Annotated in this window: 23 protein-coding genes and 1 tRNA gene; 15 read left to right on the top strand and 9 right to left on the bottom strand. The window is 69.3% G+C overall.

The window, feature by feature from the left end:
- Positions 1 to 118: 118 nt before the first annotated feature.
- A tRNA-Leu gene (locus ACRWNM_RS35000) sits at positions 119 to 201 on the bottom strand.
- A 236-nt stretch (positions 202 to 437) separates the two neighbouring features.
- On the opposite strand from ACRWNM_RS35000, the gene ACRWNM_RS34995 reads away from it, so the two are divergent.
- The 8 genes from ACRWNM_RS34995 (at position 438) to ACRWNM_RS34960 (ending at position 10,988) form a co-directional block, all read left to right on the top strand.
- Positions 438 to 1,874 carry a DUF3662 and FHA domain-containing protein gene (locus ACRWNM_RS34995; protein ID WP_431972453.1) on the top strand — a complete coding sequence of 479 codons (1,437 nt, stop codon included), beginning with the start codon at positions 438 to 440 and terminating at the stop codon, positions 1,872 to 1,874.
- A 203-nt stretch (positions 1,875 to 2,077) separates the two neighbouring features.
- Entirely contained in the window at positions 2,078 to 2,545 is a 468-nt protein-coding gene (locus tag ACRWNM_RS34990) for an FHA domain-containing protein FhaB/FipA (protein WP_067786390.1), read from the top strand.
- Positions 2,542 to 4,047 carry a PP2C family protein-serine/threonine phosphatase gene (locus ACRWNM_RS34985; RefSeq protein WP_431972452.1) on the top strand — a complete coding sequence of 502 codons (1,506 nt, stop codon included), beginning with the start codon at positions 2,542 to 2,544 and terminating at the stop codon, positions 4,045 to 4,047. The genes ACRWNM_RS34990 and ACRWNM_RS34985 overlap by 4 nt, the downstream gene beginning before the upstream one ends.
- Positions 4,047 to 5,519 (top strand): FtsW/RodA/SpoVE family cell cycle protein, encoded by a 1,473-nt coding sequence (locus ACRWNM_RS34980; RefSeq protein ID WP_431972451.1) that lies wholly within the window; start codon positions 4,047 to 4,049, stop codon positions 5,517 to 5,519. Before ACRWNM_RS34985 ends, ACRWNM_RS34980 begins: the two co-directional genes overlap by 1 nt.
- Positions 5,516 to 6,982: a peptidoglycan D,D-transpeptidase FtsI family protein gene (locus tag ACRWNM_RS34975; protein WP_431972450.1), complete on the top strand. Its 1,467-nt coding sequence runs from the start codon at positions 5,516 to 5,518 to the stop codon at positions 6,980 to 6,982. Before ACRWNM_RS34980 ends, ACRWNM_RS34975 begins: the two co-directional genes overlap by 4 nt.
- 37 nt (positions 6,983 to 7,019) lie before the next feature.
- On the top strand, positions 7,020 to 8,531 hold the full coding sequence (locus tag ACRWNM_RS34970) for a protein kinase domain-containing protein (protein ID WP_431972449.1): 1,512 nt from the start codon (positions 7,020 to 7,022) through the stop codon (positions 8,529 to 8,531).
- Positions 8,528 to 10,435, top strand: coding sequence for a Stk1 family PASTA domain-containing Ser/Thr kinase (gene pknB, locus ACRWNM_RS34965; RefSeq protein WP_431972448.1), 1,908 nt, complete (start codon positions 8,528 to 8,530; stop codon positions 10,433 to 10,435). The genes ACRWNM_RS34970 and pknB overlap by 4 nt, the downstream gene beginning before the upstream one ends.
- A gap of 133 nt (positions 10,436 to 10,568) precedes the next feature.
- On the top strand, positions 10,569 to 10,988 hold the full coding sequence (locus ACRWNM_RS34960; protein WP_431972447.1) for a CBS domain-containing protein: 420 nt from the start codon (positions 10,569 to 10,571) through the stop codon (positions 10,986 to 10,988).
- A gap of 130 nt (positions 10,989 to 11,118) precedes the next feature.
- Here ACRWNM_RS34960 and ACRWNM_RS34955 read toward each other — a convergent pair whose 3' ends face one another.
- Entirely contained in the window at positions 11,119 to 12,237 is a 1,119-nt protein-coding gene (locus ACRWNM_RS34955) for a dihydrofolate reductase family protein (protein WP_431972446.1), read from the bottom strand.
- Positions 12,234 to 12,878 carry an aminodeoxychorismate/anthranilate synthase component II gene (locus tag ACRWNM_RS34950; protein WP_431972445.1) on the bottom strand — a complete coding sequence of 215 codons (645 nt, stop codon included), beginning with the start codon at positions 12,876 to 12,878 and terminating at the stop codon, positions 12,234 to 12,236. The genes ACRWNM_RS34955 and ACRWNM_RS34950 overlap by 4 nt, the downstream gene beginning before the upstream one ends.
- Positions 12,879 to 13,093: 215 nt before the next feature.
- On the opposite strand from ACRWNM_RS34950, the gene crgA reads away from it, so the two are divergent.
- A complete protein-coding gene (crgA, locus tag ACRWNM_RS34945; protein WP_431972444.1) occupies positions 13,094 to 13,357 on the top strand; it encodes a cell division protein CrgA in 264 nt (87 codons plus the stop codon).
- An 87-nt stretch (positions 13,358 to 13,444) separates the two neighbouring features.
- A complete protein-coding gene (locus tag ACRWNM_RS34940; RefSeq protein WP_431972443.1) occupies positions 13,445 to 13,903 on the top strand; it encodes a PH domain-containing protein in 459 nt (152 codons plus the stop codon).
- 56 nt (positions 13,904 to 13,959) lie between these two features.
- On the opposite strand, the gene ACRWNM_RS34935 is transcribed toward ACRWNM_RS34940, so the two are convergent.
- Positions 13,960 to 14,829 (bottom strand): rhomboid family intramembrane serine protease, encoded by an 870-nt coding sequence (locus tag ACRWNM_RS34935; protein ID WP_431972442.1) that lies wholly within the window; start codon positions 14,827 to 14,829, stop codon positions 13,960 to 13,962.
- Positions 14,830 to 14,833: 4 nt separating this feature from the next.
- Positions 14,834 to 15,361, bottom strand: coding sequence for a peptidylprolyl isomerase (locus ACRWNM_RS34930; protein ID WP_431972441.1), 528 nt, complete (start codon positions 15,359 to 15,361; stop codon positions 14,834 to 14,836).
- Between the two features lie 118 nt (positions 15,362 to 15,479).
- Here ACRWNM_RS34930 and ACRWNM_RS34925 point away from each other — a divergent pair, with 118 nt between their 5' ends.
- Complete coding sequence (locus ACRWNM_RS34925; protein ID WP_431972440.1) at positions 15,480 to 15,692, top strand: hypothetical protein; 213 nt, start codon at positions 15,480 to 15,482, stop codon at positions 15,690 to 15,692.
- 12 nt (positions 15,693 to 15,704) lie between these two features.
- On the opposite strand, the gene ACRWNM_RS34920 is transcribed toward ACRWNM_RS34925, so the two are convergent.
- The 3 genes from ACRWNM_RS34920 to ACRWNM_RS34910 all read right to left on the bottom strand — a co-directional run bounded on the left by ACRWNM_RS34920 (position 15,705) and on the right by ACRWNM_RS34910 (position 19,383).
- A complete protein-coding gene (locus tag ACRWNM_RS34920) occupies positions 15,705 to 16,523 on the bottom strand; it encodes an ABC transporter permease (protein WP_431972455.1) in 819 nt (272 codons plus the stop codon).
- Positions 16,524 to 16,558: 35 nt separating this feature from the next.
- Positions 16,559 to 17,632, bottom strand: a complete 1,074-nt coding sequence (locus ACRWNM_RS34915) for an ATP-binding cassette domain-containing protein (RefSeq protein ID WP_431972439.1) — start codon at positions 17,630 to 17,632, stop codon at positions 16,559 to 16,561.
- 824 nt (positions 17,633 to 18,456) lie between these two features.
- Complete coding sequence (locus ACRWNM_RS34910) at positions 18,457 to 19,383, bottom strand: acyl-CoA dehydrogenase family protein (protein WP_431972438.1); 927 nt, start codon at positions 19,381 to 19,383, stop codon at positions 18,457 to 18,459.
- 226 nt (positions 19,384 to 19,609) lie between these two features.
- Between ACRWNM_RS34910 and ACRWNM_RS34905 the strand changes: the two genes are divergently transcribed.
- The gene (locus ACRWNM_RS34905) at positions 19,610 to 20,344 is read left to right on the top strand and encodes a DUF1275 family protein (protein WP_431972437.1); all 735 of its coding nucleotides are present in this window, start codon (positions 19,610 to 19,612) and stop codon (positions 20,342 to 20,344) included.
- 37 nt (positions 20,345 to 20,381) lie between these two features.
- Positions 20,382 to 21,734, top strand: a complete 1,353-nt coding sequence (locus tag ACRWNM_RS34900; RefSeq protein ID WP_431972436.1) for a TIGR01777 family oxidoreductase — start codon at positions 20,382 to 20,384, stop codon at positions 21,732 to 21,734.
- A 32-nt stretch (positions 21,735 to 21,766) separates the two neighbouring features.
- On the opposite strand, the gene ACRWNM_RS34895 is transcribed toward ACRWNM_RS34900, so the two are convergent.
- The gene (locus ACRWNM_RS34895; protein WP_431972435.1) at positions 21,767 to 22,603 is read right to left on the bottom strand and encodes a MerR family transcriptional regulator; all 837 of its coding nucleotides are present in this window, start codon (positions 22,601 to 22,603) and stop codon (positions 21,767 to 21,769) included.
- A gap of 136 nt (positions 22,604 to 22,739) precedes the next feature.
- Between ACRWNM_RS34895 and ACRWNM_RS34890 the strand changes: the two genes are divergently transcribed.
- Both ACRWNM_RS34890 and ACRWNM_RS34885 read left to right on the top strand, forming a co-directional pair.
- Complete coding sequence (locus ACRWNM_RS34890; protein WP_431972434.1) at positions 22,740 to 23,336, top strand: lipocalin family protein; 597 nt, start codon at positions 22,740 to 22,742, stop codon at positions 23,334 to 23,336.
- 115 nt (positions 23,337 to 23,451) lie between these two features.
- Positions 23,452 to 24,765 carry a cryptochrome/photolyase family protein gene (locus tag ACRWNM_RS34885; RefSeq protein WP_431972433.1) on the top strand — a complete coding sequence of 438 codons (1,314 nt, stop codon included), beginning with the start codon at positions 23,452 to 23,454 and terminating at the stop codon, positions 24,763 to 24,765.
- Positions 24,766 to 24,785: the final 20 nt, after the last annotated feature.

Genomic DNA, 24,785 nt, shown 5'->3' with positions numbered 1-24,785 from the left:
GGGGGGTGGGGGGAAGACCCCCCGGGCGGGGCGTGGGGGCGCGCGCCCCCACAAAACACCGCGAAACGAGAAAAGGCTCGCGCTCTCAACGAGCACGAGCCTTCTATCGAGTGAAGCGTGGGCGAAGGGGGACTTGAACCCCCACGTCCCGAAGGACACTGGCACCTGAAGCCAGCGCGTCTGCCATTCCGCCACTCGCCCGAGCGACTCCGGAACATTAGCACGGGGCCGGTCGAGAAACGAAATCGGCTGGTCAGTGTGGCTTGTGATGCCCAATGAGCATCACGGGAACCCGCCGGGGTTTCCAAGAGTTACAGGTGTGGAGGATCGTGGATATCATGCAATGAACGTGGTCGTTGCGCGACACGCCATGCGCGTGTGTCGTTGTTATGAAGCTGGGAACGAGATAGGAAGACGCTCACCGAAGGGAGGCCGAGATGGGCATCGTTTCGCGGTTCGAGCGTCGCCTGCAGGGCGCCGTCGGTGACGTGTTCGCCCGGGTCTTCGGGGGCAACGTCGTGCCCCAGGAGGTGGAGGCGGCGCTGCAGCAAGAGGCCGCCGACCACGTCCAGGACTTGGGCGGTGGTCATCTGCTGGCGCCGAACAGCTACGTGATCACCATCAACTCGTCCGACCACCAGCAACTGGACGCCGATCACGACCTCACGACCCGCGCGTTCGCCAAGCATCTCCGGGACTACATCCGCGATCAAGGGTGGCAGACCTATGGCGAAGTACACGTAGCGTTCGAGGCATCACCTACGCTGCACACCGGACAGTTCAGGGCGAGCGGCCGCGTCGATCCGGACGTCGGCCGTCGAGCTGCACCCGCACCAAGCCCGGAACCCACGCCACAACGACCTGCACACCCGCAACCAGGAGCTGGCCCCATGACGCAGAACTCTGGCTACGACCCGAGCCGTGAGCCCGCGGAGTCCGATCCACGCAATCGCGGGTACGCACCTCCGCCCGGCGGGCGGGCAGGTGGTCCCCAGAACGGTGCGTACCGCGACGAGTACGGGCGCGGCTCCGCGCCGTACGGAGCCTCCGAGTACCAGGCACCGGACGCGCAGCAGGCGTACGGCGACTACCAGAACGGTTACGACTACCAGCAGGGCGGCCAGGGGTACGGCGGCGGCCAGCAGCAGGGCTACGCCGACCAGGGGTACGGCCAGCAGGGCGCCGGCTACGGCGACCGCGGCGACCGCGGCGGCTACGGCCAGCAAGGCTTCGGCGATCAGGGCTACGGCGCGCAGGGCTACCAGGAGCCGGGGTACGGCCAGCAGGGCGGCGGCTACGGCGACCAGGGCTACGGTCAGCAGGGCTACGGCCAGCAGCAGGGCTACGGTGACCAGGGCTACGCCGATCAAGGCTATGCCGATCAGGGCTACGGCCAGCAGGGCTACGCCGGTCAGCAGGGTTACGGCCAGCAGGGCTACGCCGAACCCGGCTACGCCGATCAGGGCTACGGTTCCGAGGAGCAGGGCGGCTACGGCCAGGCCTACTCGCAACAGTCCGGCTACAGCGGCCAGCAGCCGGGTTACGCCGCACCGTCGTCGTACAGCGGCGGCGCCGCCGCGGGCTCCGGATACTCGGCCACGCTGCAACTGGACGACGGCAGCGGCCGCACGTACCAGCTGCGCGAGGGCAGCAACATCATCGGCCGCGGTCAGGACGCGCACTTCCGGCTGCCGGACACCGGTGTCTCGCGCCGCCACATCGAGGTCCGCTGGGACGGCCAGACCGCGATGCTGTCCGACCTCGGGTCGACCAACGGCACGCTCGTCAACGGCTCCCCGGTCCAGGATTGGCAGCTGGCCGACGGTGATGTGATCCGCGCCGGGCATTCCGAGATCCTGATCCGTATCGTCTGATCCCGTAAGCTCGCGGTGCAGGTCACGACATGGCCCCCACGGAATCGTCGGTCGTATCGTGATCGAAATCGACTGACGGCCCTATGATGCTGCCAACGCGCGCGGCCCCGAACCCGGGGCCGGCAAGCCGAGCAGGCTGTGGGGTGGGTCGAACCGCACCTACGGCACCGACGTACCTACGGTCGAACAGGAGGTGGAACGCCGTGCAGGGACTGATCCTGCAATTGACCCGTGCGGGGTTCCTGCTGCTGTTGTGGCTGTTCGTCTGGGCGGTACTGCGGACCTTGCGCAGCGACATCTACGCGGCCTCCGGCATCCGGATCCAGCCCAGGGCCGCACGCGGTTCCGCGGTGCTGCCTTCCTTCAGCCGAGGCCAGAAGGGCGCCAAATATCTTGTGGTGACTCAAGGTTCACTCGCCGGCACCCGCATCTCACTCGGCACCCAACCGGTGCTGATCGGGCGTGCGGACGATTCGACGCTGGTGCTCACCGATGATTACGCCTCTACCCGACACGCGCGATTGTCCCCGCGTGGTGACGACTGGTACGTCGAAGACCTCGGCTCGACCAACGGCACCTATCTCGACCGCGCGAAAGTCACCACCGCCGTCCGTGTTCCGCTCGGCACTCCTGTCCGTGTCGGCAAAACAGTGATCGAGCTCCGATCGTGACACTCGTTCTCCGCTACGCAGCGCGCAGCGACCGCGGTCTGGTCCGAGGCAACAACGAAGATTCCGTCTACGCGGGCGCCCGCCTGCTCGCACTCGCCGACGGCATGGGCGGGCACGCGGCGGGTGAGGTCGCGTCGCAGTTGATGATCGCCGCGCTGGCGCATCTCGACGACGACGAGCCAGGCGACGACCTGCTCGGCAAGCTCGACACGGCGACGCGCTCCGGCAACGCCGCCATCGCCGATCAGGTCGAGGAGGAGCCCGAGCTCGACGGCATGGGCACCACGCTCACCGCGATCCTGTTCGCGGGCAAGAAGCTCGGGCTCGTGCACATCGGCGATTCGCGCGCCTACCTGTTGCGCGGCGGCGAGCTGGCCCAGATCACCCGCGACGACACCTTCGTGCAGTCGCTGGTGGACGAGGGCCGGATCACGCCCGAACAGGCGCACACCCACCCGCAGCGTTCGCTGATCATGCGCGCACTCACCGGCAACGAGATCGAGCCGACGCTGATCATGCGCGAGGCGCGCGCGGGCGACCGCTATCTGCTGTGCTCGGATGGTCTTTCGGACGTGGTGAGCGACGAGACCATCGCCAACACCATGCGCGAGGGCAGCACCGACGAGTGCGCCGACCGCCTGATCGAACTCGCGCTGCGCAGCGGCGGTCCCGACAACGTCACCGTGGTGGTGGCCGACGTCATCGATCTGGACTACGGCCAGAGCCATCCGATCGTGGCGGGCGCGGCCTCCGGTCAGGACGAGGACACCCCGCCGCCGAACACCGCGGCCGGACGCGCCGCGGCGATGCGTCCGCCGCGCGCCGCGCCGCCGCGCCGGGCCGCGGCGCCGGAACCGCCGCCGCCGAGCAAGTCGCATCGGCTGCGCTGGATCCTGCTCGCGGTCGCGCTGGTGGTCGCCGTCGCCGTCGGCCTGCTGGTCGGCTACAAGATGATCCGCAACAACTACTACGTCGGCGCGGACAACGGCCAAGTCGTGATCATGCGCGGGCTGCCGGGTTCGGTGCTCGGGTATTCGATCCACGACGTCGACACCGTCGGCTGCGTCGACCGAAGCGGCGCGCTGACCATCATGAAGGCCGGATCGGATCTGCCGTCCGGCTGCCGCCAGCTGCGGGTCAGCGATCTCGAGCAAACCGGGCGCGACAAGGTCAACGCGGGCCTGCCGCCCGGGTCCCTCGGCAAGGCCGAGGACCAGATACGGCTGCTCGCCCAGCAGGAACTGCTGCCGCCGTGCCCGGCTCGCCAGACCACCGCGCCGCCGCAGCAGCCCGGTGTACCGCAGCCCGGTGTCGTGCCGCCGGGCGAGCAGGCTCAGGGACCGGTCGCACCGACCACGACGCCGAACCCGGCACCGACCACCGACCAGGGTGACACCAGGGGAACCGACGTCAGTACACCCACCCGGGTGGAGCAGGCGCCGACGTCGACCCCGGCGCAGAACCCCCAGATCTCGGGGGAGAACTGCCGGGTGACGGACTGATGTCCGCACCGGCACCACCGTCCGCGGGGGCCTTCCCCAGTCCCCCGGGCGGGTTCGCTCCAGCGCCGCCACCGTCCACCAGACGCCACGTCGAACTGCTGCTGCTCGGATTCGCCGCACTGATCACGACCGTCTCCCTGTTCCTGGTCGAGGCCAGCCAGGAACAGTCGGTCACCTGGGACATCGCCAAGTACGGCCTGGCCTTCCTCGCCCTGTTCGGCATCGCGCACCTGGCCGTCCGCCGGTTCGCGCCGTTCGCCGATCCGCTGCTGCTGCCGATCGTCGCGCTACTCAACGGTCTGGGTCTGGTGCTGATCCACCGCCTGGATCTGGGCGCCGCGCAGAACGCGGAATTCAACTCGGAGCCGGTGCCGTCGCCCGATGCCAACCAGCAGATTCTCTGGACCGCGCTCGGCATGGTGGTGTTCGTCACGCTGCTGATCGTGCTGCGCGACTACCGCACGCTGGCTCGCTACAGCTACACCCTCGGCCTGATCGGGCTCGTCGCGCTGATGATCCCGGCGCTGCTGCCCGGTGCCTACTCGGAGACCAACGGTTCCAAGATCTGGATCAGGCTGCCGGGTTTCAGCGTGCAGCCCGGCGAATTCGCCAAGATCCTGCTGATCATCTTCTTCGCCTCGGTGCTCGTCGCCAAACGCGATCTGTTCACCACCGCGGGACGGCACATGCTCGGCATGGAGTTCCCGCGCGCCCGCGACCTCGGCCCGATCCTGGTGGTCTGGGTGGTGTGCATCGCGGTGCTGGTCTTCGAGAAGGACCTCGGCACCTCGCTGCTGATCTTCAGCACGGTGCTGGTGATGCTCTACATCGCGACCGAGCGGGTGGGCTGGCTGATCATCGGCGGCAGCCTGCTCGCCATCGGATTCGTCTTCGCGTACCAGTCGTTCAGCCACGTGCGCGTGCGCACCAACACCTGGCTCGACCCCTTCGCGGATTACCACAACACCGGCTACCAGATCTCGCAGTCGCTGTTCGGCCTCGCCACCGGCGGACTCGCGGGCACCGGCCTGGGCAGCGGACGGCCGAATCAGGTGCCCTTCGCCAACACCGACTTCATCGTCACCACCATCGGTGAGGAGCTCGGCCTGATCGGGCTCACCGCGGTGCTGATCCTGTTCCTCATGCTGGTGATGCGTGGCCTGCGCACCGCGATCGCCGTGCGCGACAGCTTCGGCAAGCTGCTCGCCGCCGGGCTCTCGTTCACTCTCGCCGTCCAGCTGTTCGTCGTCGTCGGCGGCGTCACCAAGCTGATCCCGCTGACCGGCCTCACCACGCCGTTCATGTCGTACGGCGGCTCTTCGCTCTTGGCCAACTACGCGTTGCTCGCGCTGCTGATCAAGGTGTCCGACGCGGCCCGCGCCCCGGCGCCGGTGCGCAAGAAGGACCCGGCGCCGATCGCCGACGCACAGACCGAGCTGCTGCGCCGCTCGGAAGCGAGGCCGCAGGAATGAACACTCCCCTACGGCGGGTCGCGGTCGCGGTGATGGTGATGATCGTCGCGCTGCTCGCGAACGCCACCTACGTACAGGTCATCAAGGCCGACGATTACCGCAGCGATCCGCGCAACTCGCGTGTGCTGCTCGACGAGTACTCGCGCCAGCGCGGCCAGATCTCGGCGGGCGGCACCGTGCTGGCCAGCTCGGTCGCCACCGACGACCGCTACAAATACCTGCGCACCTACCCCACCGACCCGAAGGCTTACGCGCCCGCGACCGGCTACTACTCGATTCAGTACGGCAGCGCCGGGCTGGAGCGCTCCGAGGACCAGGTGCTCAACGGTTCGGACAGCCAGCTGTTCGGCCGCAGGCTCGTCGACCTGGTGTCCGGTCGCGATCCACGCGGCGGCAACGTGCTCACCACCCTGAATCCGGTGATGCAGCAGGTCGCCTACGAACAGCTCAGCGCGAAGGGTTACACGGGCTCGGTGGTGGCCATCGAACCGAGCACCGGCAAGATCCTCACCATGGTGTCCACTCCGAGCTACGACCCGAACCTGCTGGCCGGGCACGACGGGGCGCGCACCACCGAGGCGTGGGACACGCTGAGCAAGGATCCGAGCCAGCCGATGCTCAACCGGGCCGTCTCGCAGACCTACCCGCCCGGCTCCACCTTCAAGGTGGTGGTCACCGCGGCCGCGCTGGCCAACGGCGTCGCGACCCCCGACGATCAGTTCACCGCCGCGCCCAACATCACGCTGCCCGGCACCAGCACCACGCTGGAGAACTACAACGGCGCGACCTGCGGCTCCGGCCCGACGGCCTCGCTGAACGAGGCGTTCTTCCGGTCGTGCAACACCGCGTTCGTCGAGCTCGGCGTCAAGGTGGGCGCCGCCAACCTGAAGGACGAGGCCGCCGCGTTCGGCATCGGCCCGCATCGCGGCATCCCGATTCCGGTGGCGGAGAGCACCGTCGGCACCATCGGCGACAACGCCGCGCTCGGCCAGAGCAGCATCGGCCAGCGCGATGTGGCGCTCACTCCGCTGGACAACGCGGTGATCGCCGCGACCATCGCCAACGGCGGAGTGCGGATGGAGCCGTACCTGGTGGATCAACGGCAGGGGCCCGATCTGAGCGTGTTGTCCAAGACGAAGCCGGTCTCGGTCGGCCAGGCGGTGAGCGCCCAGGTAGCGTCTCAGCTGACCACCATGATGGTCGCCTCCGAGGAGAACACCGTCGGATCACGCCAGTCCCGATACACGATCGCGTCCAAGACCGGAACGGCCGAGCACGGCAGCAACCCGCGCAACACGCCTCCGCACGCCTGGTACATCGCGTTCGCACCCGCGCAGAACCCCAAGATCGCCATCGCGGTGATCGTGGAGAACGGCGGCGATCGGGCGCTGGCGGCCACCGGCGGCTCGGTGGCCGCACCCATTGCCAGGGCCGTGCTGGACGCCGGTCTGCAGGGGGGCTGAACGATATGAACGAGCGAGTTGAAGTTCGGGGGCCCCGATGCTGAACAACGGCGCGATGATCGCCGATCGCTACCGCCTGCACCGCCTGATCGCCACCGGCGGCATGGGTCAGGTGTGGGAGGCGCTCGACACCCGGCTGGATCGTAGGGTCGCGGTGAAGGTGCTGAAGGCGGAGTTCTCCGCCGACCCGACCTTCCGGCACCGGTTCCGCACGGAGGCCAAGACCACCGCACAGCTCAACCACCCCGGAATCGCCGGCATCTACGACTACGGCGAGACCTACGACCCGAGCGCTGGCGAGACCGCCTACCTGGTCATGGAGCTGGTGCAGGGCGAGCCGCTCAACACCGTGCTCAATCGGATGGGCAGGCTCTCGGTGCAGCAGGGCCTCGACATGCTCGAGCAGACCGGCCGCGCGCTCGAGGTCGCCCATGCCGCGGGCGTGGTGCACCGGGACGTGAAGCCGGGCAACATCCTGGTGACGCCGACCGGTCAGGTGAAGATCACCGACTTCGGCATCGCCAAGGCGGTCGACGCCAGCCCGGTGACCAAGACCGGCATGGTGATGGGCACCGCCCAGTACATCGCGCCGGAGCAGGCCGTCGGCGAGGACGCGACCGCGGCGAGCGACGTGTACTCGCTCGGCGTGGTCGGCTACGAGGCGCTGGCGGGGCAGCGGCCGTTCAGCGGCGACGGCGCGATCACCGTGGCGATGAAGCACGTCCGCGAGAATCCGCCGCCGATGCCGGAGGATCTGCCGCCCAACGTCCGCGAACTCATCGAGATCACGATGGGCAAGGACCCGAACCTGCGCTACGCCAGCGGCGGCGAGTTCGCCGACGCGGTGGCCGCGGTCCGCGCGGGTCATCGTCCGCCGCCACCCCGGAACGCGGGCTCCGCGGCCGCGTCGTTCGCGACCGGCGCCACCAGGGTGCTGCCGCCCGGCCCGACCGTCATCCTGCCCGCAGGCCAGGCCGACGGCGCGACCGTGCGCTACAGCGCTCCCGCGGCCGCTGCCCTCGGTGGCGCCGCGGGCAGCGCGCCCGCGACCATGATGAACACGGGCGCGTCGAACGGTCGGCCGCCGGGCAAGAAGCCGTGGAACACGACGCAGAAGGCGCTCGCCGGTCTCGGCGTCGGTGCCGTGCTGCTCGGCGGCGCGGCGATCTGGCTGCTGTTCGGCGGCGACACCAACCCGGACCCGGTGCGCGATCCGGTCAGCTCGTCGGTCGCCCCGCCGCCGATCCCGACCACGACGGCGGCGCAGCAGACCACCACCAGGTACGTGCCGCCGCCACCGGTGACCACGACCGAGGAGCCGACGCCGACTACCACCGAGCCGCCGACGACGACTCCGGAACCCACGACGACCACGGCGCCGCCGAGCACCACAGCGCCGAGCACGACAAAGACCACCAAGACGACGAGTCCGAGCACCACCCGCACCTGGTTCCCGACTTTCGACTTACCATTTCCGGATAATCCCGGTGCCCAGGGCCCCGGCCCCACTCGTAGCGCGCCCGCCACTCCTTCACAAGGACCACGATGACGACCCCGAAGAATCTCTCTTCCCGCTACGAGCTGGGCGAGATCATCGGCTTCGGCGGTATGTCCGAGGTACACAAGGCGCGCGACCTGCGCTTGAGCCGCGATGTGGCGATCAAGGTGCTGCGCGCCGACCTGGCCCGCGACCCCACGTTCTACCTGCGCTTCAAGCGAGAGGCGCAGAACGCCGCCGCGCTGAACCACCCGGCCATCGTCGCGGTCTACGACACCGGCGAGGCCGAGGTGGACGGCGGTCCGCTGCCGTACATCGTGATGGAGTACGTCGACGGCGACACGCTGCGCGACATCGTGCGCGGCAAGGGTCCGCTGCCGCCACGGCGCGCCATGGAGATCGTCGCCGACGTCTGCGCCGCACTGGATTTCAGCCACAAGGCCGGGATCGTGCACCGCGACATGAAGCCGGCCAACATCATGATCAACCGCGCGGGCGCGGTGAAGGTGATGGACTTCGGCATCGCCCGCGCGCTGGCCGACAGCTCCAACCCGATGACCCAGACCGCGGCGGTCATCGGCACCGCGCAATACCTTTCGCCGGAGCAGGCCCGCGGCGAGACCGTCGACGCACGCTCGGACGTGTACTCGGTGGGCTGCGTGCTCTTCGAGATCCTCACCGGCGAGCCGCCTTTCACCGGTGACTCGCCGATCGCGGTGGCCTATCAGCACGTCCGCGAGGACCCGCGGCTGCCCTCGCACGTGTACTCGGGCGTGCCGCGCGAGCTGGATTCCGTGGTGCTCAAGGCGATGAGCAAGAACCCGGCGAACCGGTACCAGACCGCCGCCGAGATGCGCGCCGACCTGATCCGGGTGCTCGGCGGCCAGAAGCCGAGCGCGCCGATGGTGATGACCGACGAGGACCGCACCACCATCCTCGGCAACAACGAGCCGCCGCCGCGCAGCTTCCGCACCGTCGAGCGCAACGACGACACCGCCGAGCAGGAACCCGCCGAACCGGGCGGCCAGCGCCGCACCGCGTATCTCGCGCTCGGCGCGGCGGCCGCGCTCGCCGTGGTGTTCGCGCTGTTCTGGGTGCTGATCGGTCCGGGAAGCAAGCCGGATCAGGTGGCCGTGCCCGATCTGTCGAACAAATCGCTGGCGCAGGCGCAGGACTCGCTGCAGAAGCTCGGCTTCACGGTGGCCATCCAGCAGAAGCCGGACAGCAAGGTCGCCAACGGCAACGTCATCTCGACCCAGCCGCTCGGCGGTTCCCGCATCGACGAGGGCAGCACGGTCACCGTGCAGGTCTCCAGCGGACCCAAACAGGTGCAGGTGCCTCGGCTGGACGGTCTGACCGTGCAGCAGGCCGAGCAGGAGCTCAACGCCGTCGGCCTGCGCATGGACCCGAGCGTGGTGCGCAAGGAGTCGAGCGCACAGGACCTGGACAAGGTGATCGGCACCGAGCCCTCCGCGGGCGCACGGGTCGACGTCGACCAGGCGATCGTGGTCTGGCTCGGCAAGGGACCGGAGAAGGTCAGGGTGCCCAGCCTGGTCGGTCAGGACATCAGCGTCGCCCAGCCGAACCTGGTGGACAGCGCCGGTTTCAAGATCGTCATCGAAGAGGTGCAGTCCTCGAAGCCGAAGGGCGAGGTCATCGCGACCAGCCCGGCGGGCGGCACCAACGCCGACAAGGGTTCGACGGTGACCGTCCAGGTGTCCAGCGGCGATCAGATCAGCATGCCGTCCCTGGTGGGTCTCACGCCGTCGCAGGCGGTGGAGAAGCTGCGCCAGAGCGGCTGGACCGGCAGCACGAGCCAGATCGGCCAGAACACCACCGGCACCTTCGACGCGGGCAGCGTCGGGCGGATCGTCAACCAGCAGCCGTCACCCGGTTCGTCGATCTCCAAGACCAGCACGATCACCATCACCACCGGGGTGCTGGGCCCGCCGTGATTCCGGGTCCGCCGTGATCCGGATTCGCACGGCGCGATCGTTATCGGAAAGTCGCGACCGGTCGGTGTGATCGGCGCGAGAATGGGGCTGCTCCATCCGAACCAGCAATCAGCATGGAACAGGAGGCAGCCCCATGACCACTGCCAGGGACATCATGAAGCCCGGCGCTCAGTGGATATCCAAGAACGAGACGGTCGGCAAGGCGGCGCGCATCATGGCCGAGCTGGGCGTCGGATCGCTCGTCATCGCGGACGAGAAAGAACGGATGTGCGGCATCATCACCGACCGCGACATCGTCGTGAAGTGCGTGGCCCAGGGCCGCGCGCCGACCGACACCCGCGCGGCCGAACTGTGTGAGGCGACCCCGCGCTGGGTCTCGGCCGATGCCGACGTCGAGGTAGTGCTCGAGGAGATGGAGAGCCATCGCATCAAGCGCATGCCGGTGGTCGAGAACAAGAAGCTGGTCGGCATGATCAGCGAGTCCGATCTGGCCAGGCATCTCGACGACAACCAGCTCAGCGAGTTCGTGACGGCGGTCTACGGCCGGCCGTGATCGAGTAGCGACCCGTCGTCCGGAGCCGCAGACTCCCGGGCGGCGGGCGGACGCGAAACGTTTCGGCTCGTCACGTTCACCCTTACGGCCGTCCTGCGGATCCCACCGCCGACGGCGCGGTGGCTCGCTGCTACGACAGGTCCAGGTGCCGGTTCATCGACATGGCCTCGTCGGCGAGGTCGGGTAGTTCTATCACCTCGACGCCGTGCTGCCGCAGTTTCTCCACGCCCACGCAGTTCACCACGAACGTCGTCGGCTCACGCCAGGCGATCACCACGCGCGGGATCCCGGCCCGCAGGATGCGCTCGGTGCACGGCGATCTGGTCGCCGTCGCGCGCTGCGAACAGGGTTCCAGGGTGCTGTAGATCGTCGCCCTCGCCAGTCGCGGATCGTCGGCGGACAACTTGTTCAGCGCGGATTCCTCGGCGTGCGCCTTCTCGTCGGTCTCGCGCGAATATCCCGCGGCGATCTCGACGCCGTCGGCCACGATGACCGCGCCGACCGAGAACGCGGTGTCGCTCGGCGGGCACTGCCGCGCGAGCTCGATGGCTCTGCGCAGGAATCGGTGGTCGGCATCGTCGGGGCGCAGGAGGTAGCGCAGCACCGCGATGTCGCCGACCTGCTCGACACCGGCGAGCGTTCGGCGCAGGGTCGAGCCGCCGGGGAAGCGAGCGTCGGCGAGAAAACGCGGCGCGGCCGAATCACCCACCACGATCGGCGCGACGGCCAGCTGCAGTTCGTCGGCCAGGTCGGCCGCGAGGAAGGCCGTGTGCATTCCGGTACCGCCCTCGACCATCAGGCGTTCGATGCCGCGCTCGCCGAGATCGTCCAGCAGCGCCGCGAAGTCGATCTCCGCGCCGAGCGCGACCACCTCGGCGATGCCTGCGAGGTGGTCGGCCAGCCTGGCGGCGCCGGAATCGGTGGTGTAGACGAGTTTCTTCCCGCCGTGGTGCCAGAAGTTCAGCTCTCGGTCCAGGTCGCCGCGCGCGGTGACGGTGACCTTGAGCGGGAACTCGGGCTTGCCCTGCGCCTTGCGCGCGGCGCGGCGCTCGGCGCTGTTCACCAGGAGCCGCGGATTGTCACGGCGCAGGGTCTCGGCGCCGACCAGAATCGCGTCGGATTCGGCGCGTACCCGGTCGACGCGATCGAAATCCGCCGCGTCCGAGAGCAGCAGCCGATCGGGACCGGCGTCGTCGATGTAGCCGTCCAGGCTGACCGCCACCGACAGCAGCACGTACGGCCTGGTCACTGCAGCACCAGTGCCGCGACCTCCGCCTCGAGCAGCTCGACCAGACCCTCGGCGGGCCGCTCGCCGCAGACCTCGAGCCAGTTCGCCAGCATCCGGTGCCCGCCCTGGGTGAGCACCGATTCGGGATGGAACTGCACGCCGTGGATGGGCAGGGTGCGGTGCCGCATGGCCATCACGATCCCGGATTCGGTGCGGCCGAGCACCTCGATGTCCTCGGGCAGGGTGTCCTCGAGCACGGTGAGCGAGTGGTACCTGGTCGCCGTGAACGGGTCGGGCAGGCCGGCGAGCACGCCCGCGCCGATGTGGAACACCGAACTGGTCTTGCCGTGCAGCAGTTCCGGCGCACGGGTGACGGTCGCGCCGAACGCCTCGCCGATCGCTTGGTGTCCGAGGCAGACGCCGAGCAGCGGGGTGTTGCTGCGGGCGCAGGCGTGCACCAGGTCGATGCTGGCGCCCGCTCGGTCGGGGGTGCCGGGGCCGGGGCTGATCAGGACGCCGTCGTAACCGGCGATCGCGGCGTCCACGTCGGAGAGCTGCGGATCGTCGTTGCGCCAGACGACCGCGTCGACTCCCAGCTGGCCCAGGTACTGCACCAGGTTGAAGACGAAGCTGTCGTAATTGTCGACGACCAGAACACGCATGGTTCGAGATTACGTGGCGACACGGCAGGCCGTCGCATCCATTACCAGTTGGGATAGCCTAGGAGGAACACCGGAGGGCGTCCGAGCCTCGCCCGGGCCGTCCGCGCTGTCGCCGGAACGGTGGCCGCGGCGACCGAGCTCGGTGCGGTCGACTGAACGCACAGAGAACTGAATCAGCCCCCGGTACCGACCTGCACGCCGAATACGAGGACGTCATGCCCAAGTCGAAGGTCCGTAAGAAGGCCGACTACACGATCAACCCCGCCAGCCGGATCCCGGTGAAGGTGAAGGCGGGCCCGTCGCCGGTCTGGTATGTCGCGATCATGCTCGGCTTCATGCTGGCCGGGCTGGTCTGGCTGCTGGTGTACTACCTGGCCGCCGAGCAGATCAGCTGGATGAACGACCTCAACGCCTGGAACTTCCTGATCGGCTTCGGGCTCATGGTCGTCGGCCTGATCATGACCATGCGGTGGCGCTGATCCGCTTCGGGATTACAGACGTGTCATTCATGCACACCTGTGGATGACCCTGTGGACAACTCGAGGACCGATTGGGGAGAGTGCCGCGTGAACCCTGAATCCCCCTCTGTGGAGCCCCGTCTCGCATGGGCCACGCCAACCGCCGCGCTCGTCGCGGTGGCGGTCGGCGGCGTGATCCTGGCCGGTGCGGCGATCTTCGCCGCGGATGCCGCGAGCCGCCTGCTCATCGGCTTGGCCGCGGCGGGCCTGCTCGCCCTGGCCGGCCTGGGTTTTCGACAGCGGCCGCGACTGTCGATCCAGACCGGCGACGAGCCTCGGCTGGTGGTGCGCGGGCTGCTCGGCCCGGCCGAGTACCGGCCCGACCAGATCATCAAGGCGCGGGTGGTGAGTTACCGCCGCCTCGGCCGCAAGTCACCGATGCTCGAGATCGACGTGCGGCACGAGGGCGAGGAGCGGCTGTTGATCTTCGGCCGCTGGGATCTCGGCACGTCGCCGGAGACCGTCTTCGAGGCGCTCATCGCCCACCGGATCGCGTACCTGCGCTAGCCGTGATCCGCGGGTGCGGGTGCGCATGTTTCACGTGAAGCGAGCCGACAAGCGGCTCAGGACACCAGCGCCGCGGCGAGGCCGATGAGCGCCACCGAGACAGCGCCGACGCCCGCGATCGCGACCCAGCCGATGGTGCGAGCCGTCTCCCGGCTCTTCGCGTGCACCCACTGCGGCAGGAACAGCACGCCCATCGTCGCGAGCGTGCCCGCGACGAGCCCGCCTAGATGCACCCACAGCGAGACCCCGGGCAGCGAGAGGCTGAGCAGCACGTTGATCGCGATGATCACCAGAATCTGCGTGGCGTTCACGCGCAACCGGATCAGCAGCACCGCGACCGCGCCGAACATCCCGTACACCGCGCCGGAGGCGCCCGCCCCGACGGTGTTCACCGGTTCGAGCAGCATGCCGCCCGCCGAGCCGCCGATCAGCGCGACCAGGTAGATGGCCAGCATCCTGGCGCGCCCGAGGAACGGCTCCAGCTGAATTCCGACGATGTAGAGCGCGAACATATTGAGCGCCAGGTGCAACGGCCCCCAGTGCAGGAAGCCGGAGCCGATCACCCGGAACCAGTCGCCGTCGGCCACGAGCTTGGGAATCATCGCCCACCGCAGAAACAGTTCGGACCGGTAGTTGTCGGCGAGGCTGCCCGCCTGGGCCGCGGTGATTCCGTAGACCAGCACGTTCAACGCGATCAGCCCGTAGGTCACGACGGGAGTAGTCGTTGCGGCGACCGGGGCTCCCGCGACCGTGCGGATCGGCCGCACCTGACTGTCCGCCTCCCGCACGCAATCGACGCAGTGCTGCCCGACCGCGGCGGGTCGCAGGCATTCCGGGCAGGCAGGCCGCCCGCAGCGGGTGCACGCCAGGCCGGTCGGACGGTTCGGGTGGCGGACGCAGGTCGGTGCGGGCGGCTGAGCGTTCATCGGTTCAATCGATCGTGACGGTGGAGATACGGACGGGCTCTTTGGGGCGGTCGTTGCGGTCGGTCGGGGTCGCCGCGATGGCGTCGACGACCTTGCGCGAATCCGGGTCGACCACTTCGCCGAAGATCGTGTACTTGCGGTTCAGGTGCGGCTGCGGGCTCACGGTGACGAAGAACTGCGAACCGCTGGTGCGGGCTCCGACGTTCGCCATGGCCAGCAGATAGCCGCGATCGAAGCGCAGCTCGGGATGGAACTCGGCGGAGATGTCGTAGCCGGGCCCGCCTCGTCCCGTGTCGCCGGGATCGCCGCCCTGGATCATGAAGCCCTCGATCACCCGGTGGAACGCGGTGCCGTCGTAGAACGGGCCCGAGGTGCCCCCGCTCGCGTTCTCGGTGGTGTACGCCGCCGAGCCGTCGATCAGCCCGAGGAAGTTCCGCACCGTCTTCGGCGCGTGATAACCGAAGAGCGCGAGCTTGATATCGCCGTGGGTCGTGTAGAGCGTCACCCCGGCGGTCTGAATCGGAGAGGTCACGCCCGCCATGCTAGCGATCGCGCGGTCCCGATCCGGCGCACCGCCCGCCGGACCCGCAGCGCGTCGAGACCGGTCGGTAGTTACTGCGCGGTTCACTCAGCTGTGCCAGAGTGGTCGAATGAGCTTGGGGCGTTTGCACGTATCCGCACGTTCTCGTAACCGGCTGATTGCCGGTGTCCTCGCCGCGCTGGCAGGCGGTGTGGCCTGGCTGGTGCGCAGCAAGCGACCGCTGCCGCCGGAGCCCGCGCCCGCGCCGCCGCGCATCGGATACTCCAGGAACGGTTCCGCGCCGACCCCCGTGTCGGGAGCCGGCGCGGGGCACGACCGCTGAGCGGAGCTTCGATCAGCGGCTGACGGTGCGCTTGTACTGGCGCAGTGCCATCGGCACGAACATCGCCAGGATCAGGACCACCCAGATCAGCGTGGTCGCCACCGGATGCTGCATCGACCAGGCGTCCGAGACCGGCACCATCGGGCTGGTGTTGCCGAACAACTCGCGGGTCGCCTGCGTCAGCGCGGAGACCGGGTTCCATTCGGCGAACATCTTCAGCACGGTCGGCAGGTTGTTCATCGGCACGAAGGTGTTGGCCAGGAAGGTCAGCGGGAACATGACCATGAAGCTGGCGTTGTTGAACACCTCGGGCGCGCGGACCAGCAGACCGACGAAAGCCATGATCCAGGACACCGCGTAGGCGAACAGCAGCAGCAGGACGTAGGCGAGCACCGCGTCGAGGAAGGAGCCGCGGATTCGCCAGCCGACGAGCAGACCCGTCAGCGACATCACCACCAGGCTGACCACGTTGATCACGACGTCGCTGACGGTCCGGCCGACCAGCACCGCCGAAGGCGCCATCGGCAGCGAGCGGAACCGGTCGATGATGCCTTTCTGCATGTCCTCGGCGAGCCCGGCGCCGGTGAACGAGGAGCCGAACACCACGGTCTGGGCGAAGATGCCCCCGATCAGGAACTCGCGGTAGCCGCCTTCCATACCCGGCACCTGGATCGCACTGCCGAAGACGTATGCGAAGAGCAGCACGAACATGATCGGCGAGAGCGCCGAGAAGATGAGCACGTCGGGCACGCGCTTGATCTTGATGACGTTGCGCTTGGCAATCGTCACGCTGTCGCTGACCACGATGGAGAGGCGTTCGCCGAGCCCCATCCGGTACGGGACCTCGAGTGTCGTCGTCGCCGCGGTCATCGGGCCTTTCCTTCCGTCTTCTCGAGTCGTTCGGCGGCGTTCTCGAGTCGTTCGGCGGCGTTCGCTCCGCCGGAGCCGTTCGCCGCGGCGCTCCCCGGGCCTTTGTCGCGCGCATCGCCGCCGACGGACTCCTCGGCCTCGTGCCCGGTGAGGGTCAGGAACACGTCGTCCAGCGACGGTCTGCGGAGACCGACGTCGTGGACCTGCACGTCGCTCTCGGCGAGCAGGCCGATCGCGTCGGCCAGCGCCTGGGAGCCGTTGCTGACCGGCACGGTGATCCTGCGCAGGCCCGGTTCGAGGTGGATCTCGCCGTCGGCGAGGCCCTGCAACGCCTGCCGCGCGACGGTGAGCTTGTCGGCGCGGTCGACGGTGAGCTCGATGCGATCGCCGCCGACCATGGTCTTCAGTTCGTCGGCGGTGCCGCGCGCGATGACCTTGCCGTGGTCGATCACCGCGATCGCATCGGCGAGCCGGTCGGCCTCTTCCATGTACTGGGTGGTGAGCAGCAGGGTGGTGCCGCCCTCGACCAGCTCTTCGATGACGTCCCAGAGGTCGAGCCTGGCCCTCGGGTCCAGGCCGGTGGTCGGTTCGTCCAGGAACAGGACCGGCGGGTTGGCCACCAGCGCGCCGGCCAGGTCGAGCCTGCGGCGCATGCCGCCGGAGTAGCCACGCACCGGTCGATCCGCCGCGTCGCTGAGCCGGAAGCGTTCCAGCAGCTCGCGGGCGCGCTCCTTACTGCGCTGCACGCCCATGTGATAGAGCCTGCCCACCATCTCGAGGTTCTCGAAACCGGTGAGGTATTCGTCGACGGCGGCGTACTGGCCCGACGCGCCGATCTTGGACCGCAGGACCTGCGGGTTGCGCAGGACATCGATGCCCGCGACGGTGGCCCTTCCCGCGTCGGGGACCAGCAGGGTGGTGAACACCCGGACCGCGGTGGTCTTGCCTGCGCCGTTGGGACCGAGCAGCGCTGTGACGGTGCCTTCGGGCACCGTCAGATCGAGTCCGTCGAGGGCGACCAGTCTGCCGTAGCGTTTGACCAGACCCTCGGCGACTATTGCGTCGGGCATGACTCTCCTGATGTCGAATTCTCGATGTCGAATTGCCTCCGACGCCCCTCATCTCGGCGCCGCGGCGTTCTCACGGGGTCGGACAACCGACCGATACGGGGGTCAGTATCGTCCCGACTTCCGTCGAGCGCACCTCGTTTGTCCCGAGATGGACAGCAAAAGGTCGCATCCCGGTCCAGGCGGTGCTCGGGGGTGCCGGAACGGGATGCGACCGGTTCGATCGTCCCGCCCGCCTGCCACTCGGGTCGCGGGTAGCCGACTACCCGTTTCCGGCGCACGCGGTACTCACGCGGCACCGCGCCGCACGCGGTGCCGCCGTTCGAACCGACCTCGGTGACCACCGGCACATACTCGCACCGGGGTACGACACGTTCCGTGCGCCGCGAGACATGCCCAGACCGCTGCGACACGCGACAAACCCGGCGGAATCAAGCCCGCTCGCGCGCCCGGAAAGGGATCCACGCCACACAGCGACCACCCGGAACGTTTCCGGTCGGAAACGCTTTTCGTATTGCCTCGCTCGGCGCCGAATGGAATGGTCTGCACCGCAACATCTTTGACAAACGCCAGGTCATAGCCACACCACACGACCGTCACGGCCCGCGGTCCGCCGCCGCGAACGAGCAACCACAACGCGTGTCGCCTAACCGAAAATCTTGGAAAGTGGCCACCCCCATGCGCACACAATCACAAATCTTCGCGTAGGATCAGTCACGTCGGCCCCTCCCCCCCGGGCCGACCTTACGCGGGCCTCGGCTAACTCCCCCCCTTCGCCGAGGCCCGCTCCCTATTTCCGGACCCTTTTTCGCGGCCCGATCTTCCGCTCAGTCGCTGGTTTCCGTGTCGAAGCCGACCGCACGCCAGGCGGTTGCCAGCCGCTGCGCCCGCACCCGTCCCGCGGTGCCGAACAGCGGGCGATCCCGTTCCCAGCGCTCCCGGGCGACCGGATCGGCGGCTTCCCAGAGCGGCGCGAGCTCGTCCACCACCCGGCCGAATTCGGCGAAGACACCGCCGAGCGCGATGTGCACACCGGGCGACGCGGGCCGGTCGAGATCCAGTCCACGCACCGCGGCCGCCAATGCGAGCAGTCGCTCGAGCACCGGGCGCGGCCAGGACGACTCCCGCGCCACCCGCACCAGCCAGCCGAGCGCGCCCGCGAGCACGTGCACGTCCTCGATGGTGCGGAACGGCTTGAGGAAATCGGTGTAGCCGTCGCCGGGCAGCACGATCGCGGGCGCGTCGGTGAAAGTGACGGTCGCGTGCGGGATCTCCGGCGCGAACGGCGCGGGGGGCAGATCCGTCACCACGACGCCCGGCGCCGAGGTCTCGACGAGCGCGGCCCGCAGCATGTTGCGACCGTCGGCCGCGGCGCCCGCGCTGGCGATGACCACCAGCCTGCGCGCCAGACTGCCCAGCGTGGTGAAGGCCTTGGTGCCGCTGACCGTCGCAGCGCCGTCGCGCTCGGTCAGCGCGGTGCGGATGGCAGAGGGGTGCGCGCCGCCCGCCTCGGTCGCCGACACCGCGACCGCGTCCTCGGCGGGCAGTTCGGGCAGCAAGGCGCGCAGCGCCTCCTGGTAGCCGGAGAGGAACGCGAAGCCGAGCCGGTCGGCCGCGAAACCGCCCGCGATGGCGGCGTCGACGGGTTCGGCGAAACGGGCGGCGACCGCGCGATGCCGCGCCCAGGCGGCCGTCACGGAGTCGACCGGATCGCCCGGCGGTTCGGTCAGCAGATAGTCGAGCACAGAGTCCACTCCTGCACGCTAGCCCGACCACGGCCGGAGACCGACTGTTCGGCCGGACTGGTAGCCCGCGCCGGGTCCTCCCTCAGTTCCCGATTCGACCGCGTACGACGCGGCCGCCGTCGCTCCGGTGTGAGCTCGAGCAAACATTCGGACACACCCAGGCTCCGGTCAGCGGATTCTCAGGACTCGCGGGTATCACTGAGGGGTCCTATCCGCCTCGGGAGGAGTCTGACCTGTGAAACAGCCGGACGAGGACCGCAGAAAGGAACTCTTCGACGCCGAGGCCCGCATCTCGTGGGTGCTCGCGGCGCTGGCCGGTCTGATCGGCGCGGCGGCCTTTATGCACACTGCCGGTTACTTCGTCACGTTCATGACGGGCAATACCGAGCGCTCCGTGCTCGGCTACTTCCACGAGGAACCCGACGTCGCCGCCGCGGCCGCGCTGCTGCTCGTCTCGTTCCTGTCCGGCGTGGTCGTCGCCTCGTGGTGTCGCAGGCGCTACTGGTCGGGTCATCCGCACGGACCCACTCTGCTCACCACCGCGTGCCTGACCTTGGCCACCGTCATCGACCTGGCGCTCTACCTCGTGACGGATACGACCAAGATCGATTTCGTCCCGATCCTGTTCGTCGCCTTCGGCGTCGGAGCGCTGAACACCTCGTTCGTCAAGGACGGCGAGGTCTCGGTGCCGCTCAGCTACGTCACCGGCACACTGGTGAAATTGGGCCAGGGCATCGAACGTCACGTCAGCGGGGGCGACTACGCCGACTGGCTCGGCTACTTCCTGCTGTATCTGTCGTTCGGGCTCGGCGCCCTGCTCGGCGGTCTGCTGAGCTTGATGGTCGCGGGCTGGGCGATGCTGATCACCGCGACGGTGGTGTGCACCCTCGTGACCGGCTACACCTACCTGCATCTGGACAAGCACGGCCCGCTGCCGATCGAGGAACGCCGCGAGACAAACGACGCATAAACGTTTCATCAGCGCGTTCCGCGGCTACAGTCGAGGCATGGCCATCGCCTGCTCGAGCGTTGTCGCCGCGCCCCGGTCCGAGGTCTTCGCCTGGTACGCCCGCCCCGGCGCCTTCACCAGGCTCGCGCCGCCGTGGCAGCCCGTCTCCCTGATCGCCGAGACCGATTCCCTCGCCGACGGACGCGCGGTGCTCGGCCTGCCCGGCGGGCTGCGCTGGGTGGCCAGGCACGATCCCGACGGCTACCAGCCGCCGCGGCGTTTCGTCGACGCCGTCACCGCGGACGGCCTCGCCTCCGAGCCGGCGGCCCGGCTGCTGCGCTGGCGGCACGTGCACGAATTCGAAGAGGTCGACGCACGGCACACCCGCGTGATCGATCGGGTGGACACACCGATCCCCGAATTCGTCCTGCGGCCGACGTTCGACTACCGATACCGCCAGCTCGCCGACGACCTGCTCGCGCACCACCGCGCCGCCGAGCACGGCTTCGGCACGACGACCATCGCGGTGACCGGGGCATCGGGCTTGATCGGCACCGCGCTGTGCGCCTTCCTGAGCACCGGTGGTCACCGCGTGCTTCGCCTCGTCCGTCATCCGGCGCGCGCGCCGGACGAACGCCGATGGGACCCCGCCGATCCGGATCCCGCGCTGTTCGACGGTGTGGATGCGGTGGTGCACCTGGCGGGCGCGTCGATCGCGGGACGGTTCACCGAGGACCACAAGCGGGCCGTCCGCGAGAGCAGGATCGGACCGACACGCAAGCTCGCCGAACTCGCCGCGCGATCCGGACTTTCGACCTTCGTCAGCGCCTCCGCCATCGGCTTGTACGGCTACGACCGCGGCGACGAGACGCTCACCGAGGAAGCCGACCGTGGCGACGGCTTCCTCGCCGAGGTGGTCGCGGATTGGGAGGCGGCCACCGGCCCCGCCGAAGACGCGGGCATCCGCACGATCCGGGTCCGCACCGGCATCGTGCAATCCCCGCGGGGCGGCACCTTGCGGTTGCTGCGTCCGCTGTTCGGTGCGGGCCTCGGCGGCCGGATCGGCGACGGGCGCCAATGGCTGTCCTGGATCGGGCTGGACGACCTGGTCGACGTGTACCACCGCGCGCTCTGGGACGAATCCCTCGCGGGCCCGATCAATGCCGTTGCGCCGCAGCCGGTCCGCAACAGCGAATACACCGAGGTGCTCGCGCACGTGCTGCACCGTCCCGCCCTGCTGCCGGTGCCCGACTTCGGTCCGGCCCTGCTGCTCGGCAGGCAGGGCGCGCGTGAACTGGCCGCCGCCGACCAGCGCGTGCTACCGACCCGGCTGGTCGCCGCGGGCCACATGTTCCGAACTCCCGACCTCGACGCGACCCTGCGTCACCTGCTCGGCCGAATCCCACGGTGAAATCCGCTGGGCCGACTCGCCGCCGGTCGCTCTCAGCGCAGCCGATCCACCGCCGCGGCGAGACTTTCCACCCGCTCGGCGGCATCGGGCAGGATCACGTCGTCCCAGCCGGGACCTCCTGCGAACACCCGGGCCCCCGCCGCGAGACACGCGCGCACCGCAGAAGTCAGCGCCGTCGACTCGCGCTGCGACCAGAGCAGCACCGCGGCCGGTTTCGCGGGCCGGGCCAAGGCGTCGACGAGCGCCGCGGTCGGCACATCGGGGCCGAGCATCCGGGCGCCGACCCCGCGTTCGGCCAGCGCGGCCCGCAGCACGTCGAGCGGCAGCGCGTGCGTTTCGCCGCTCGTACAGGCGAGCACGGCGCTCGCGGGGCCGACCGGCGGATTGGTGCGCTGCATCGCGGCCGCGACGCACCAGGACAACAGATGCTCGACATCCACGCAGTCCTCGCCGCCGCCCTGCCGCGCGACGATGTCGGCGAAAGCGGGACGGCACAACCGTTCCCAGGTGTCGACGACGCCGTAAGCGCGGAGGTGCGATTCCACCAGCGCGCTGACCGTGCCGGTCTCCAGGGCGAACGCGGCGGCGAGCAACGCGTCCCGGTCGCCGAGCCCGAGCGCGGGTCCGCGCGCGGCCGCGGCGGCGCCTGCCGGGCTCGCACCACCCTGGATCAGCGCGAGCATGCGCTCCAGCACCGCGATGTCGGTCTCGGAGTAGAGCCGGTGGCGGCCGGGCCGGTCCTGGGCGGGCCCGATCCGGTAGCGCCGGTTCCAGCTGCGCAGCGTCGCGGTCGGGATACCGAGACGCTCGGCCACCGCGCGCACCGTGTAACCGGCCGCGTCGGAGGTGGGAACGGAACCGGCGGGCATCGTCTCATTCTGCCCGGTCGACACCGTCCCGCTGAGCACGGACGCCCGGATTCGCGTCGTTCCTGATGAACTTTTTGCATCGTTTATGCATCGTTGACTGATAGCATGGCGAGTGTCACCGACCCGAGGAGCTGTCATGGACTCTCGCCGAACAGCGTGGTGGTGTGTGCGCCTGGCTTCTGTCGTCGTGGCGGCGGGCGCGGCCGCCGGAACGGCGGCGGCCGAACCGCCCGCCCCGGTATCCAGTTTGGAGCTGGACCGCTACCTCGGACAGTGGCGTCAGCTCGCCGCGATCCCCCAGTACTTCAGCCTGGCCTGCGCCCGCGACACCACCGCCGACTACGCGCTCGATCCGCGTGGCGACATCGCCGTGCACAATCGGTGCATCACGTGGACGGGCGCGGTCAACGAAATCCGCGGCACCGCGACGGTCAACGATCGAGCCACGGGCGCGCAGCTGCACGTCAGCTTCCCCGGCGTGCCGACCCAGGACCAGCCGAACGGGCCGACGAACTACATCGTCACCGCGCTCGGCCCGGACTACTCGTGGGCCGTCGTCACCAACCCGACCCGGAGCTCAGGATTCGTGCTGGCCCGCGATCCCGCACTCGACCCGCGGGGATGGGCAGACGTACGCGCGGCGATCATCGCGGCGGGCCAGGACCCGTGTACGTATCTCACCTCGCCCACCATCGGCGGGCTGTCCGCGATCGAACCACTGTGCGCGACATGAGGTTCGAGCTGGTGCGGGCCCCGCGAGGGCCGCGTTCGCGCCGGTGCGGCAGAGCCGCCCGTGCCGGCGCGGCGCGTCCCTCGTGGGGCCCGCGGCGGCGGTGCGGAGGCGGCCGATGACCACCACGGTGGCGCTGTTCACCCGCGACCTGCGAGTGCACGACAATCCGGTGCTCACGGCGGCGCACCGGGAAGGCGACGCGGTGGTTCCGCTGTTCGTCGTCGATCGCGACCTGGTGCCGGATCACTGCCCGCCCAACCGTGCTCACTTCCTCGCCGCCGCACTGGCCGAACTCGACGACGAACTGCGCGCCATCGGCGGACGGCTGGTGCTGCGCCGCGGCGACGTCGTGGACGAGGTCGACCGGCTCGTCGCCGAAATCGGCGCGGCGAGCGTGCATCTCGCCGAGGACGTGAGCCGGTACAGCCGCGCGCGCGAACAAGCGTTACGAGACCGACTGCGGCGCGGCGACTGTCGGGTGCACGCGCACGCCGCCACGGTCACGGCGACCGACCCCGAGCTGCTGACGCCGTCGACCGGCCGCGATCACTTCGCGGTCTTCACCCCCTACTTCCGGCGCTGGACGGAAACACATCAGCGCAAGCCGCTCGGCACACCGCGCGCCCTCACCCTGCCGCGGATCTCCGGTGACGCGCTGCCCGATCCCGGCGACCTGAGCTCGGGCGAGCCGTCACCGCAGCTGACCGTGGGCGGCGAGACCACGGGCCGAAAACTGCTCCGCGACTGGCTGTCCGGCCCGCTCGCCGGGTACGCGCGGCACAGCGACGATCTGGCCGCCGATGCCACCTCCCGGCTCTCGCCTTACCTGCACTTCGGCTGCCTCTCCCCCACCGAGGTGGTGCGCCGAGTCGACATGTCGACCGAGGGCGGGCACGCCTTCGCCAGGCAGCTGGCCTGGCGCGATTTCCATCACCAACTCCTCGCCGCCCGGCCCGACGCCGCCTGGCACGACTATCGCGCGCGACCGATCCGCTGGCGCGACGATCCGGAGGCGGTGGACGCGTGGCGAGAAGGACGCACCGGCTACCCGATCGTCGACGCGAGCATGCGGCAACTGCGCGCCGAAGGCTGGATGCCGGGCCGAGCGCGACTGATCGCGGCCAGCTTCCTCACCAAATCCCTTCGGGTGCACTGGCGCATCGGCGCGGACCATTTTCTGCACTGGCTCGTCGACGCCGATCTCGCCAACAACCAGCTCAACTGGCAGTGGGTGGCGGGCACCGGCACCGACACCAGGCCGAACCGAGTACTGAACCCGCTGCGCCAAGCCAAACGCTACGACCCCGAAGGGGATTACGTCCGGCGTTGGATCCCGGAACTCGCGCACCTCGATGGCCCGATGATCCACACGCCGTGGCGCGCGGACGCCGACTATCCCGCACCGATCATCGACTGCGTCGGCATGTGACGGCCGATGAACACGCCGTA

The sequence above is a fragment of the Nocardia sp. bgisy134 genome (assembly GCF_965341865.1).
Classification (GTDB): Bacteria; Actinomycetota; Actinomycetes; order Mycobacteriales; family Mycobacteriaceae; genus Nocardia.
This window is presented reverse-complemented; position numbering and strand designations above follow the sequence as displayed.

Bases quoted from the DNA above. Each gene is read 5' to 3' on its own strand.
- ACRWNM_RS34995 (WP_431972453.1), top strand. From the start codon at position 438: ATGGGCATCGTTTCGCGGTTCGAGCGTCGCCTGCAGGGCGCCGTCGGT.
- ACRWNM_RS34980 (WP_431972451.1), top strand. From the start codon at position 4,047: ATGTCCGCACCGGCACCACCGTCCGCGGGGGCCTTCCCCAGTCCCCCG.
- ACRWNM_RS34975 (WP_431972450.1), top strand. From the start codon at position 5,516: ATGAACACTCCCCTACGGCGGGTCGCGGTCGCGGTGATGGTGATGATC.
- ACRWNM_RS34970 (WP_431972449.1), top strand. From the start codon at position 7,020: ATGCTGAACAACGGCGCGATGATCGCCGATCGCTACCGCCTGCACCGC.
- pknB (WP_431972448.1), top strand. From the start codon at position 8,528: ATGACGACCCCGAAGAATCTCTCTTCCCGCTACGAGCTGGGCGAGATC.
- ACRWNM_RS34960 (WP_431972447.1), top strand. From the start codon at position 10,569: ATGACCACTGCCAGGGACATCATGAAGCCCGGCGCTCAGTGGATATCC.
- ACRWNM_RS34950 (WP_431972445.1), bottom strand. From the start codon at position 12,878: ATGCGTGTTCTGGTCGTCGACAATTACGACAGCTTCGTCTTCAACCTG.
- crgA (WP_431972444.1), top strand. From the start codon at position 13,094: ATGCCCAAGTCGAAGGTCCGTAAGAAGGCCGACTACACGATCAACCCC.
- ACRWNM_RS34935 (WP_431972442.1), bottom strand. From the start codon at position 14,829: ATGAACGCTCAGCCGCCCGCACCGACCTGCGTCCGCCACCCGAACCGT.
- ACRWNM_RS34925 (WP_431972440.1), top strand. From the start codon at position 15,480: ATGAGCTTGGGGCGTTTGCACGTATCCGCACGTTCTCGTAACCGGCTG.
- ACRWNM_RS34920 (WP_431972455.1), bottom strand. From the start codon at position 16,523: ATGGGGCTCGGCGAACGCCTCTCCATCGTGGTCAGCGACAGCGTGACG.
- ACRWNM_RS34915 (WP_431972439.1), bottom strand. From the start codon at position 17,632: ATGCCCGACGCAATAGTCGCCGAGGGTCTGGTCAAACGCTACGGCAGA.
- ACRWNM_RS34900 (WP_431972436.1), top strand. From the start codon at position 20,382: ATGGCCATCGCCTGCTCGAGCGTTGTCGCCGCGCCCCGGTCCGAGGTC.
- ACRWNM_RS34895 (WP_431972435.1), bottom strand. From the start codon at position 22,603: ATGCCCGCCGGTTCCGTTCCCACCTCCGACGCGGCCGGTTACACGGTG.
- ACRWNM_RS34890 (WP_431972434.1), top strand. From the start codon at position 22,740: ATGGACTCTCGCCGAACAGCGTGGTGGTGTGTGCGCCTGGCTTCTGTC.
- ACRWNM_RS34885 (WP_431972433.1), top strand. From the start codon at position 23,452: ATGACCACCACGGTGGCGCTGTTCACCCGCGACCTGCGAGTGCACGAC.